This window comes from Ensifer adhaerens, assembly GCF_020035535.1.
In the GTDB taxonomy this organism is placed as follows: Bacteria; Pseudomonadota; Alphaproteobacteria; order Rhizobiales; family Rhizobiaceae; genus Ensifer.
In genome coordinates this window covers 229,938-242,628 of the sequence record NZ_CP083351.1, presented here as the reverse complement: position 1 = coordinate 242,628, position 12,691 = coordinate 229,938, and the positions used below count along the sequence as shown (strand labels likewise).

Genomic DNA, 12,691 nt, shown 5'->3' with positions numbered 1-12,691 from the left:
CCCTCACTCTAGCGGCTGGCGGCAAGCGATTTGGTTTAACAAAAGTTGGGTTTCAAGTCCCAAGAAGAAAAATTTCTCTTTTTCGGCTGGCAGCCAGACTGACTGCCTGGCCAGACGCTCAATTCAGCATGAACTCACCATCCACGCGTCGCCACTCACTGGGACCAATCAGCGCCCGATGGGAATACCGAACGGAATGAAGTGCTCCTTCGAGATTCGCTTGCCAATAGTCCAGGAATTTCCGCATTTCAGGAAAGTCGGGAGCGATATCGTAGTCCTGCCAGATGTAAGTCTGCAAAAGGCATTCAAAATCCGGCATCCGATAAAGGATGTGTGCAGTGGTGAGACCGTAGCCATTTAACTGGCGTTCCAGATCCGAAGAGTTTTGCATGTGAGCACTCCGTTCGAAACAAGGAGACGGATGGCATCTGCAGCCACCCTCTAATGCTCAACGGATGGGACGGATTCTTGTTCCTTTACAGCTGCTTAGCAGCCACTTCGAAAGAGTGCTAATTTTTTGCAAGCGCCCTCTTGAAACTGAAAAATCGCGAAACCAGATGATTTCGCGCAAGATGCTCAAGTGAGGTCTTGCACCCGTCTCGACTGGTCAACCGGTCCGATGATGGGAACAACGTCACACCTGTTTGTCCATGGAGGAAGACATGTCTTTCCGACCGCTGCATGATCGCATTCTCGTCCGCCGGGTCGACTCGGAAGAGAAGACCAGGGGTGGGATCATCATCCCAGACACGGCGAAAGAAAAACCGCAGGAAGGCGAAGTCGTTGCCGTTGGCGCGGGAGCGCGCAATGAAGCGGGCCAGATCCAGGCACTCGACGTCAAGGCAGGCGATCGCATTCTGTTCGGCAAATGGTCCGGCACCGAAATCAAGATCAACGGGGAAGATTTGCTCATCATGAAGGAGAGCGACGTCCTGGGGATCATCGAAGCCCAAGCTGCGCGAAAACAGGCCGCCTGAGCCGATCCACTCTATGTCCATCAGTCAGATAGCTGCCTATTAAGGAGTTACAGAAATGGCTGCGAAAGAAGTCAAGTTTAACCTCGACGCCCGGGAACGCATGCTGCGTGGGGTCGATGTGCTTGCGAACGCCGTAAAGGTCACGCTCGGCCCCAAGGGGCGTAATGTTGTGATCGACAAGTCGTTTGGCGCCCCGCGCATCACCAAGGACGGTGTCTCGGTCGCCAAGGAAATCGAGCTCGAAGACAAGTTCGAAAATATGGGCGCGCAGATGTTGCGCGAAGTCGCCTCCAAAACCAATGATCTAGCGGGCGACGGGACGACCACGGCGACCGTCCTTGCTCAGGCCATTGTCAAGGAAGGTGCCAAGGCGGTCGCATCCGGCATGAACCCGATGGATCTGAAGCGAGGCATTGATCTTGCTGTTGATGCGATCGTGAAAGAATTGAAGGCCAATGCCCGCAAGATTTCCAATAATGCGGAGATTGCGCAGGTCGGGACGATCTCGGCAAACGGCGACGAGGAAATCGGCCGTTATCTCGCAGAAGCGATGGAAAAGGTCGGCAATGAAGGCGTCATTACCGTCGAAGAAGCCAAGACGGCCGAGACCGAGCTAGAGGTCGTGGAAGGCATGCAGTTCGACCGCGGGTATCTTAGCCCGTACTTCGTCACGAATGCCGACAAGATGCGGACCGAATTTGATGATCCTTATATCCTCATTCACGAAAAGAAGCTCTCCAACCTCCAGGCGATGCTGCCGGTGCTCGAAGCGGTGATTCAGTCCAGCAAGCCGCTGCTCATCATCGCTGAGGACGTGGAAGGCGAAGCGCTCGCCACACTGGTTGTCAATAAGCTGAGGGGCGGCCTCAAAGTCGCTGCGGTCAAGGCACCCGGCTTCGGCGACCGGCGCAAGGCGATGCTGGAAGATATCGCCATTCTGACTGGTGGAACGGTAGTCTCCGACGACGTCGGCATCAAGCTCGAAAACGTCACCCTCGACATGCTCGGTCGGGCAAAGAAGGTCGCGATCGAGAAGGAGAATACGACGATCATCGACGGTGTCGGCGCCAAGCACGACATTGATGGCCGTATCACCCAGATCCGCGCTCAAATCGAAGAAACATCGTCGGATTACGATCGGGAAAAACTGCAGGAGCGCCTGGCCAAGCTCGCCGGCGGCGTTGCGGTAATCCGCGTCGGCGGTTCAACCGAAGTCGAGGTGAAGGAAAAGAAAGACCGCGTTGACGATGCGCTCCACGCAACACGGGCAGCTGTGGAGGAAGGTATCCTGCCGGGCGGCGGTGTCGCGCTGCTGCGTTCCATCAAGGCGCTAGACCAATTGCAGACGGCCAATCAGGACCAAAAGGTGGGCATCGAAATCGTTCGGCGCGCCATCGAGGCGCCGGTGCGCCAGATCGCCGAGAATGCTGGTGCCGAAGGCTCCATTATCGTCGGCAAACTACGCGAGAGGACCGAATTCTCTTACGGCTGGAACGCTCAGACCGGGGAATATGGTGACCTCTATGCGCAAGGCGTCATCGACCCGGCCAAGGTCGTACGCACCGCGCTTGAGGATGCTGCCTCCGTCGCCGGTCTCCTGGTTACGACCGAAGCAATGATCGCCGAGAAGCCAAAGAAGGACACTGCTCCTCCCCCGGCCCCCGGCGGTGGGATGGACTTCTGAAGCGTTTGCTCAGACCCGTTCTCCACCGACAGGATCGGCCCGCGGAACTTCGCGAGACGGCCAGGATATTGGCTGCTTCAGTTGGGTAAGTGGCGCCACAGCTATTCACAGTGAGGTAGAAATGCAAACGAAGATGTTTGATCGACCAGTTTACCTGCGTGAAAGGAAGGATCTGGTCCTCGAAATCACAAACCTGGACGATGCGATCGATTTCCTTGAGGGATGGTCCAAAGGAGACCGCGACATCATTCACGACGCGACCCTGAAGACATGCTACTTGGCACATGACGGTCACAAGCCAGTTCAGGTTGCGCGCGAGGCCCTCCGTTCCTTCGCGAAGAAAAAAGGCATACTCGTCAAAACGCCCGCGGTTCTCCCGTGGATGATCAAAGCGAAGTCCGGTGGCGGCCGGATCTCGCCGTGAACTAAACTCTTAGGGAGAGGCTGCGGTTGCGGCCTCTCCGCTCACGTCGTTCAGACGATACACCTGAAGTTTGGTCGAAGAGATGCGGGCAGCGCCAGTCGCAGTGCAACGGGCGTGAACGTTTCGACAATCCGCCCGTTGTGGCAAAAGCGACGCTTTCCACTCGACCACCAGGATTTGATCCTCCTATTGCAACGCCAGGACGGTCAACGATGCCACGAGCGCCGGCACCATGACGGCGAAGCCGATCCTCATGAACGCCCATGCTCCGATCTGCAGCCCCTCGCGGCGAAGCGCTGTAAGCCAGAGGATGGTGGCCAGCGAGCCGGTGACGGAAAGGTTCGGGCCGAGATCAACGCCGATCAGTACCGCGCCGGCGACCTTGTCGGACACATCCGCCAGCTGAACGGCACTTCCGGCGACCAGCCCGGCCGGCAGATTGTTGACGAGATTGGAAAGCAGAGCGACCAGCGTGCCAGCGCCAGCGACAGTCCAGGTCGGAAATGTCGAAGCATGACGGGAAAGGTACTGCGAGAGATGGTCAATCAATTCCGTCCGGTCCAGTGCCTCGACGACGATGAACAATCCGGCAACCAGCGGCAACACGCCCCACGAGATTCCTTTTAACGTCCCGACAGGACTTTGACGGGTGATGAGCAGGACTGCGGCCGTTGCCACGCAACCGGCAAGGAACGTTGGCAAACCGAGATCGAAATGCATTACCGAGGCGGCAAGCAGGATGGCGGCCGTGCCACACAATGCAAATCCAGCCAGCTTCCCGCTCGATGACAAGGGCACGACCCGTACATCGAAGGCAACGCTATCGGCCCTGATGACCGAGCGCTGGCTCCAGTACAACGCCAGGAAGGTTACGAAAATGGACGCAATCGCAGGCAGACCGAAGGTTGCGAGCCAGCGCGATAGCGGCGGCATATGGCCGCCCCCGAAAATTACCAGATTGGCTGGATTAGAGATCGGAAAAACGAAGCTGGCTGCATTGGCGATGAAAGCACAGATGAGCAGATGGGGCATGGGATCGCGCACCTTGGCCGCCTTGCATGCCGCATACACGGCTGGCGTCAAAACCACCGCCGTTGCGTCGTTCGACAGGAGTGCAGTGACGACGATGCCGACGGCGTAAATGAGGACGAACAGCCGCTTAGGCGAGCCCTTGGCATGTGTGGTGGTGATCGAAGCAAGCCAGTCGAAGAGCCCTTCCTGGCGCGCGAGCTCCGAAAGTAGCATCATGCCGATCAAGAACAGGTAGACGTCGATACCCTTTGTGACACCGGTCCACGCCTCGGCCGGACCAATCAGTCCAAGCCCTACGAGCAGGAGGGCACCAACGACCGCCCATATCGCTTCCGGCCAGGCGAAGGGCCTGGTGATGACGCCGAGCGCAGTCAGTCCCGCAATGCCCCAAGTTATGGTGAATGTACTCATCGTATTTCCAAACCGAATTTCGGAGCTGGTGCCGACATATCGCCATCAGCAACAGGTCGGGGCATCCATATCGTTATTTAACGACGGAGCAATAGTCTTCCGGTTATTCGTGAAGGTTGCGACAGCAAACGCGGCACGCCAAGGGCCCAACAAGTAAACCGACACCCGCCCGCCGAAGGTGGCTCGGCCTGGAACGACGCGGTGAACGCCGTTTACGGCACGAGTCGCTCCGACCTGAGCAGCGGGGCGGAACGGCCACCTACGTTCACACGGCGTCAGCGCTGGAGGCGGCGGGAAATCTTATGGAGTCACTCGCCGAGAACCTGTGCCGAAGGGCCCAATTCGCACCGGCGCACACAGATCAGATCACTTGTTTCAAAATGTGCAGGCCAGCTGCACGTGGCGCAGGAGCTGATCAAAGACCATCAGCTTTGATTAGCGGGTTGGTCTTCCGAGCAAGCCGCAGGTGCCTAAAATCTGATCACGCTTTTCGAGAGAGAAGCCCGCAGTTTTGCGTGAACCGGTACGCGTTGATAGCGCGCGATCAATTCCGGCGACACCCTTTGGCCATGGTGGCTCATCATTTCTGGCATTGAGATACGCTCTCCGCCGTAAGGAACATACCGAGCGAGCGTTCCTGCGGTGATAAGACCAGGTTGAATGATGCGGCAGTAGAAGCCGGGCCGAGCAGCGTTCCTGTATAGCCTGGGAAAACCTGCATCCCCCATTTTATCAAAGAGCACTCGGCAGGGCATCCGAGGTGCAGTGACTTCCATCACGAGATCGCCAGCAGTGAAGCGGTCCCCAACCGTCACGATCTGATTATCCAATCCTTCAATGCAGAGATTTTCGCCGAATTGCCCATGATCAATCGGTATTTTGAGGGTCTTTTGCCACCAGAGACGGCTCACATCTCCCTCAATGTAAACCGCTTGCTCCGGTCCACCATGGAATTTTCTATTGCACACCGCGTCACCATCGAGACCTTCGAATCCAACGAACACGCTTTTGTTTGTCGGGTGCTTATTAATTCCGGTTTTCGTCTTTTTGCCGGGTCTTGTCTCGGCCTGGCCAAGGCAAACCGCCAGCACTCTAAGATCTTGCGCCCCGTCCGACATGTCAAACCAACTCCAATACCACGCTTGCGACTATTCCCCGTACCGCAGCCTTCGCGCAGACGAGCCGCCCAGCCTCCCTATGCAGCTTAAAGTTCGAACTTACACGACCTTAGGCAAACGCGTTGCCGGGAGCCGAACTATCCCTTAGCAGATGAGTTAACTCTTGGGGATAAATAGCCGCAGCAAGTGCGAATTCCTTTTCCTGCAAACGCGTTCGCCTTGCCCGTTTGATAGGCACAATTGGCTTCAACGGTCCCCAGCGACGGCCGGCGATCGTCGTTCCCCACGCGGTCTTCTTTTCTCGCGACTGGGGGGAACTTTTGTCGGATTGGCACTGGCCCGTCAGGAATGTCGGGCCATTTTTATCGGATTCTGCTATCTTAGTCACCCTTGCAGCGCTGGGCGATTTGCCCGCTGCAGCAAGAGCGAAAAAAATGAGAGTGTTGGTCATCGAGGACGATGCGGAGACAGCATCCTATATCAACAACGGTCTCACCGAGGACGGTCACCTCGTCGACGTTGCTGCCGACGGTCGTGACGGCCTGTTACAGGCAACGACAGACGATTACGACGTGCTGATAGTCGATCGAATGCTGCCGGTGCTCGATGGTTTGTCGCTGGTGAAGGCGCTCCGAAGCGTCGGCAAGGCGACGCCTGTTCTTTATCTGACGTCCCTGGGGGGCGTTGATGACCGCGTAAAGGGGTTTGAGGCAGGGGGCGACGACTATGTTTTGAAACCATTCTACTTTTCAGAGTTGCTCGCGCGTGTGAACGCATTGGGCCGCCGCCCCCCACTTAAAGATGAAGAGACCACGCTGAGATTTCGCGACCTCGAAATGAATCTCTCCCGCCGGGTCGTGCAGCGAGCCGGTGTGACTATCGACCTCCAGCCGCGCGAGTTCCGGCTCCTGGAGGTGTTGCTCCGCAATAGGGGCAAAGTGGTAACCCGAACAATGCTACTGGAGCGTGTATGGGACTTCCATTTTGAACCCAAGACCAGCGTTGTAGAGACCCATATCTCACGACTCCGGACGAAGATCGACAAGCCATTTGACACCGAGTTGATCCACACCGTACGCGGAGCGGGCTATATTATTGACGACCATGTCTGACCTGTTGCGTCGCACGGCAGTGCAGGGATCGATTTTGCTCGCTACATTGATCGGATCTACGGTGCTTGCTGGGGTGGGCGTCATTTACTGGCGACTGACTTCCGAACTCGAGGAGCGTATCAAGCTGCGTATACTCGACAACCGCGATGCATTGGTGGCGATAGACAGCAGCGACGGCTTTAACGAGGTTTCGGAGGTTGTTAAGCATGAGGCGGCCTCGCGTCGCCCAATTGGCACGATCCTTCTGCTGGTCGACCGCACCGGCACATTTGTGGCAGGCAATGTCGCCGGGATCCCAGATTTTCGCAATTGGCGCATACTACAGGAAGCCGACCTGGCACGCATGAATGGGGAACGAAATCCGGACGACTCTTACTACGCCAGTTGGACTCCATTATCCAGCGGCAAGCTACTGGTCGGCGCCAGCATCGCAGACCTGCGGGTGGTTCAATCGACACTGCTTGGCGGACTATTTTGGGAGCTTGCCGCTTTGGTGCTGCTAGCGACGGCATCCGGTACTCTGATCGCTAGGCGCGCCCAGACGCAAATCGAAGCTATCTCCTGGGTGCTCGCTGCCTTTGCGGACGGTAAACTGCAGGAACGCGTTGCCCGGCGCTACTCGGGCGACGACCTCGATCGTGTGGCTGAGCAGATCAACGGTACGCTCGACCACCTGCAGCGGCTGATAGAGCGTGTTGACCGGTCCTCGACCGATATCGCCCACGACCTCAAACGACCGATGGGCAGACTGAGACAAAGACTGGACGTGGCACGACGAACCGCAACGAGCCTCTCCGAGTTTCAAGAACAAGTGAGCACCTCTCTTGTGGAACTCGACACCATTGTGGAGACGTTCGAGGCGCTACTCCGCATTGCCCAGATTGAAGCAGGCGCGCGAAAGCAGCTATTCCGCGCAACAGACTTAAAAGACCTTCTAACCGAGATCGCAGAAATCTATCGCCCGGTCGCTGAGGATGCTGGGGATGCTCTCGTGATGAGTCTCCCGAGCCGGCAAACTTTTGTGAATGGCGACAGCGAACTTTTGATGCAGCTTTTCGTGAACTTGATCGAAAATGCCATCCGCCATTGTCCCGCGCGAACAACGATTCGTATGACATTGGACGCTAGCCAAATGGGTCCGAGTGTCATCGTCTCGGATGACGGCCCTGGGATTCCCTCACACGAGCGAGAGAAAGTGTTTCATCGTCTCTATCGGCTAGAAAAGTCGCGTTCAACGCCGGGCAGCGGACTTGGCTTGAGTCTGGTTGCTGCTATCGCCGAGCTGCACGGAGGCAAAGTCGCACTCTCTGACAACAGCCCAGGCCTCGTCATTCGCATTGACTTTCCGCGATTGGCGAGCAGCGAGGCGGCGGAGCCGCACTGAGCCACGGCCTGCCTTTAGGGAAACCCGACGGGCGGACCACACGGCACCTTACCTATCCGTAATCAAGCAGCCAATTCCCGACAATGTCGTGCGTGCAATGATACAAACCATCCGGAGGGCCAGTGGCCCCCGCCTTTTTGGAGCGAAGGAGCAAGGTATGACCATCGAACGCATTCTTCCCGGACTTCTCGTCTCGACGCTACTTGCGGCCTCGGCTCTCGCCGCATCACTCTCGACGACCGGCGTTGTCAAGACCATTGATCCAGCCAAGGACGATATCGTCCTTCAATCCGGTGAAACGTTCACCCTTCCGACCAAGTTCGACGTCAAGAAACTCAAGGTCGGGGAGACGGTGAAGATCACTTACGTGAAACAGGGCAATAAGTTACTCGCATCCAAGGTCGAAATGACGAAGTAGAAAAACCTTGCCGAGAGGCGCTGGCCGGGCACTGACGCAGCGATGCTTGCCATCGCATGCGACAATGCGCTGGCCATTGCGCATGCACCTGCTTACTCATCTTCGGGGGCGACGGATTCCTTACCGTTAATGTTCTGGCAGCGGCGCGCTCTCGCCCCGCCATGTCCTGATCGCGCAGCAAGTGGAATTTCGCGCAGCGATGGATTCGCGCGAGCCTCAAAGGGTCTATCCATACTCATCATCCCGCATAGCGACCGCAGAAATCTCCGAAAATGCCGCAGTGCCCAAACGTCATCCAAAAGCTGGATGCCAGCGCGCATGCGAGTGGCGCCTGGTGAAAAACTTCACCCCCTTGTTCCAGGGGCCATTGAATTGGAGCGGAGATTGGACTGTGTGGCTAGAAGCACTCTTGCACATGGGCGCTCCGCCGCGGCTACGCTTGTTCACGAAAGAGCTTCCATTTCGTTGGTCTGACAGTGATGCGAGTATGGGTGGAAAATGCGCATGCTCGGGCGGCAGTTCGATCTCGACGGCTGAGTGCCTCTTTCCCAGCTGAACTTCCAGGTGTCGCGTGGCTGCAACCCTGCGGCTGCCGGTGACTGGGCCCACGAGCCTGCGTGTGGGTTCGTCTGTAAGCTCAACGTCGTGGGGCCGGAAGTACAATAACGCTTCACCATCGCGCTCGCTTGCAGCGATAAGCCCTGTAAATTTGTCGTCAAACCAGATCTCACCGTTGGAAAGGATGACGTTCAAGCTATTGGATTGGCCAATGAACCCATAGACGAACTGAGTCCCGGGGTTATCATAAATTTCGTCGGGTGTGCCCGACTGCTCGATTGCGCCTTTGTTCAGCACGACAATCCGATCGGCAAGTTCCAGCGCCTCCTCCTGGTCGTGGGTAACAAAAACGGTTGTGTACCCGGTTCGATCATGGATTTCGCGCAACCACCGTCGCAACTCCTTGCGCACTTGCGCGTCAAGCGCTCCGAAAGGTTCATCAAGCAGCAACAAGGTGGGTTTGACAGCCATGGCGCGGGCAAGTGCCACGCGCTGACGCTGGCCACCCGAAAGCTGGGCAGGATAACCCGAGTTGGTGCCCTATGACTGAAAATCCCGGCTGGCAAGGAACCAAGCGGTGTCGGGAACGTTGGAGACACTTGCTGCCGGTCTTTTTCGCATGCATGCGAGGGACGTGGACGCTATTGGGGCCCCGAATGACGAACGCCGAAACCCTAAGTCCACCACCGAGTGATTACGAAGCCATCCTGGCCGGCGAAGCGACTATTCTGGATGCGATCCCCGGTGCAGTTTATGTGTGCGACGTTGAAGGACATCTTATCCGCTACAATGGAGAAGCCGCACGTCTGTGGGGCAGGCATCCCCCGCTGCAGGACGCGAAGGAGCGTTTCTGCGGGTCACATCGCCTCTACCGCCTCGACGGATCGGCTTGGCCGCGTGAGGACTCTCCGATGGCGAACGCGATACGGTTTGGCCGCCAAACGCGCAACGAATTCGTGACCATGGAGCGGCCAGACGGTTCTCGCTTCGATGCGTTGGTAAACGTCCGCCCGCTGCGCGATCGCCATGACAGAATAGAGGGAGCAATTAACTGCTTCCACGACGTTTCCCGGCAGAAACCTCCTGATCTCGAAGGGCGCCACGCCGCCGACCTTGAAGATTTCTTCGAAAACGCCCCTGTTGCACTGCATATCGTGGGCGACGATGGGACCATTCGAGGCGCGAACCGGGCTGAGCTTGACTTGCTTGGTTATGCCGCGGAGGAGTATGTCGGCAGGCATATCGGAGAATTCCACGCAGATCGCTCGACAGTATCAGACATCCTTGACAAACTGAAAGCTGGAGAGACCCTCGATCGTTATCCAGCAAGGTTGCGCACCAAAGACGGGCGGATCAAATATGTGCTGATTACCTCGAGCGGCCGCTTCGAGAACGGCGTGTTTACCAACACCCAATGCTTCACCGCAGATGTCACTGATGTTCACGAGGCCGAGTCCGCACGCCGCGAAAGCGAAGAACGTCTTGCCGCGACCTACCAAGCTGCAACCATCGGCATTGCGGAGGCGGACGCGGACGGACACCTTGTACGTGTGAACGAAGCACTTTGCCGAATGCTCGGACGCTCGGAAGAAGAATTGTTGGCAATGAAGTTTCTCGACTACACCGATCCCGTTGATCGAGAGCGGGACAAGGCTTCTTACGCACAGCAAATCGAAGGTAAGATTGATAGTTATGTTGTCCGAAAGCGGGCGATAAAGCCAGACGGATCTTCCATATACCTGGACGTTCACAGCTCGTCCGTGCGAGATGCTGACGGGCGGTTTCGGTACGGTGTGCGCGTCTTGATCGACGTCACCGATGCCGAGCGGATGCAGGACCGCATTCGCGAGAGCGAGAAGAACTTCGGGGATTTGCTTGAGGCATTGCCGGCGGCCGTCTATACCACGGACGCGGACGGCCGTATCACCTTTTTCAACAAGGCAGCTGTGCAAATGGCCGGACGCACTCCAGCGCTGGGGGATAAATGGTGCGTCACCTGGCGCCTGTACCGCACGGATGGGAGCTTTCTGCCGCACGACCAATGCCCGATGGCGGTTGCCATCAAGGAAGACCGGGCAATTCGTGGTCAAGAAGCGGTTGCGGAACGGCCCGACGGCACGCGTGTCCCTTTCATCCCCTACCCCACTCCTCTGCACAATAGCGACGGCAAGTTAATCGGCGCCATCAACATGCTGATCGATATTTCCGATCGGAAGAAGGCCCAGGAATATGCCGAGAGGCTGGCCGCAATTGTCACCTATTCAGACGATGCCATCGTCAGCAAGGATGTTCGGGGCGTCATTCAGACCTGGAACCAGGCTGCCGAACGGATCTTCGGATACAAAGCGGAGGAAGCAGTTGGCAAGCCGATCACGATCCTTATCCCGCCCGACCGGCAGGACGAGGAACCCCAAATTCTCGCGCGGATCTGCAGAGGTGAGCATATCGAACACTTCGAAACAGCGCGCCGGCGCAAGGATGGCAGTCTGATCGATGTCTCACTGACCGTCTCGCCCTTGAAAAACGGGAGCGGCGAGATTACCGGCGCATCGAAAATTGCGCGCGACATTACCGAGCGGCGGCAAGAGGAACGCCGTCGCCAATTGCTCATCAACGAACTGAACCATCGGGTGAAGAACACCCTTGCCACCGTACAGTCGCTGGCATCTCAGACATTTCGCGGCGAACGGGCTAGTCAGAGCTTTAAACGCTTCGAAACCCGCGTCGTTGCGCTTGCTAGGGCGCACGACCTTCTGACAAAGGAAAGTTGGGAGGGCGCCGATATCCGCGACATTTTGGATCGCTCCTTCCAGGCGGTTTGCCCCGAGCCGGGAATCCGCCTTCGGGCCTCCGGACCGCTGTGCCGCCTCAAGCCGAAGCTCGCGCTTTCCCTATCCATGGCATTTCATGAACTTGGTACGAACGCGGTGAAACACGGCGCCCTATCAGGCGATTCCGGCAAGGTGGCGGTCGATTGGCGTATCACAGGCAGCGGGGAAATCCGAAGACTTCACCTCACCTGGCGCGAGTTAGACGGCCCGGATGTCACCGCGCCGGTACAAAGGGGATTTGGCAGCCGCCTACTCGAACAGGCATTGGCTCGTGAATTGGATGCCCAGGTAGCGCTATTATTTCCCCGATCAGGACTAGTTTTCACCTTGGATGCCCCGTTGATCGACATAACCCCGACAGACGGAACGAGCATACATGAACGCCCTTGAACGGAAGCTGCGCATCTTCGTCGTCGAGGACGAAGCACTGATAGCAATGTTGATGGAGGACATTCTGGCAGATCTCGGCCATGCGGTGAGCGCTGTCGCCTCGCACCTGCGCCAGGCTTGCGACATCGCGCAGACGGGAACGTTCGATCTGGCAATTCTCGACGTCAACCTCGACGGCCAACCCAGCTACCCGATCGCCAAAATGTTGAGGGAGCGTGGTATCCCATTTGCCTTTGCGACCGGCTATGGCGGAAATGGTCTGGAACGTGAGTTTGCGGACGTTCCGACGCTGGCGAAACCTTACGTCACGGAGGATGTGCAGCGAGTGATTGCGGCGCTGGTCCGGTGACGT

The 12,691-nt window shown here is 57.4% G+C and carries 11 protein-coding genes and 1 pseudogene; 8 read left to right on the top strand and 4 right to left on the bottom strand.

Annotated features, from left to right (window positions below; genetic code table 11):
• Positions 1-118: 118 nt before the first annotated feature.
• Positions 119-391, bottom strand: a complete 273-nt coding sequence (locus tag LAC81_RS35830; protein WP_223730935.1) for an usg protein — start codon at positions 389-391, stop codon at positions 119-121.
• Positions 392-662: 271 nt separating this feature from the next.
• On the opposite strand from LAC81_RS35830, the gene groES reads away from it, so the two are divergent.
• The 3 genes from groES to LAC81_RS35815 all read left to right on the top strand — a co-directional run bounded on the left by groES (position 663) and on the right by LAC81_RS35815 (position 3,085).
• Positions 663-977: a co-chaperone GroES gene (groES, locus tag LAC81_RS35825; protein WP_223730934.1), complete on the top strand. Its 315-nt coding sequence runs from the start codon at positions 663-665 to the stop codon at positions 975-977.
• Between the two features lie 55 nt (positions 978-1,032).
• The gene (gene groL, locus LAC81_RS35820) at positions 1,033-2,661 is read left to right on the top strand and encodes a chaperonin GroEL (protein WP_223730933.1); all 1,629 of its coding nucleotides are present in this window, start codon (positions 1,033-1,035) and stop codon (positions 2,659-2,661) included.
• A 121-nt stretch (positions 2,662-2,782) separates the two neighbouring features.
• Positions 2,783-3,085 carry a DUF982 domain-containing protein gene (locus LAC81_RS35815; protein ID WP_223730932.1) on the top strand — a complete coding sequence of 101 codons (303 nt, stop codon included), beginning with the start codon at positions 2,783-2,785 and terminating at the stop codon, positions 3,083-3,085.
• 186 nt (positions 3,086-3,271) lie between these two features.
• On the opposite strand, the gene LAC81_RS35810 is transcribed toward LAC81_RS35815, so the two are convergent.
• Together LAC81_RS35810 and LAC81_RS35805 are read right to left on the bottom strand one after the other, a co-directional pair.
• On the bottom strand, positions 3,272-4,528 hold the full coding sequence (locus LAC81_RS35810) for an arsenic transporter (RefSeq protein WP_223730931.1): 1,257 nt from the start codon (positions 4,526-4,528) through the stop codon (positions 3,272-3,274).
• A gap of 470 nt (positions 4,529-4,998) precedes the next feature.
• A complete protein-coding gene (locus LAC81_RS35805) occupies positions 4,999-5,646 on the bottom strand; it encodes an MOSC domain-containing protein (protein WP_223730930.1) in 648 nt (215 codons plus the stop codon).
• Positions 5,647-6,080: 434 nt separating this feature from the next.
• Here LAC81_RS35805 and LAC81_RS35800 point away from each other — a divergent pair, with 434 nt between their 5' ends.
• From LAC81_RS35800 to LAC81_RS35790, 3 genes are all read left to right on the top strand, one after another.
• Positions 6,081-6,758: a winged helix-turn-helix domain-containing protein gene (locus tag LAC81_RS35800; protein WP_223731043.1), complete on the top strand. Its 678-nt coding sequence runs from the start codon at positions 6,081-6,083 to the stop codon at positions 6,756-6,758.
• Positions 6,751-8,142: a sensor histidine kinase gene (locus LAC81_RS35795; RefSeq protein ID WP_223731042.1), complete on the top strand. Its 1,392-nt coding sequence runs from the start codon at positions 6,751-6,753 to the stop codon at positions 8,140-8,142. The genes LAC81_RS35800 and LAC81_RS35795 overlap by 8 nt, the downstream gene beginning before the upstream one ends.
• Before the next feature lie 157 nt (positions 8,143-8,299).
• Positions 8,300-8,560, top strand: coding sequence for a DUF1344 domain-containing protein (locus tag LAC81_RS35790; protein WP_223730929.1), 261 nt, complete (start codon positions 8,300-8,302; stop codon positions 8,558-8,560).
• A 433-nt stretch (positions 8,561-8,993) separates the two neighbouring features.
• Here LAC81_RS35790 and LAC81_RS35785 read toward each other — a convergent pair.
• Positions 8,994-9,658, bottom strand: a pseudogene (locus LAC81_RS35785) (sulfate/molybdate ABC transporter ATP-binding protein); the annotation flags it as partial.
• 116 nt (positions 9,659-9,774) lie between these two features.
• On the opposite strand from LAC81_RS35785, the gene LAC81_RS35780 reads away from it, so the two are divergent.
• Together LAC81_RS35780 and LAC81_RS35775 are read left to right on the top strand one after the other, a co-directional pair.
• Complete coding sequence (locus LAC81_RS35780) at positions 9,775-12,339, top strand: PAS domain-containing sensor histidine kinase (RefSeq protein ID WP_223730928.1); 2,565 nt, start codon at positions 9,775-9,777, stop codon at positions 12,337-12,339.
• Positions 12,326-12,688 carry a response regulator gene (locus LAC81_RS35775; protein WP_223730927.1) on the top strand — a complete coding sequence of 121 codons (363 nt, stop codon included), beginning with the start codon at positions 12,326-12,328 and terminating at the stop codon, positions 12,686-12,688. The genes LAC81_RS35780 and LAC81_RS35775 overlap by 14 nt, the downstream gene beginning before the upstream one ends.
• The last annotated feature ends 3 nt before the right edge of the window (positions 12,689-12,691 follow it).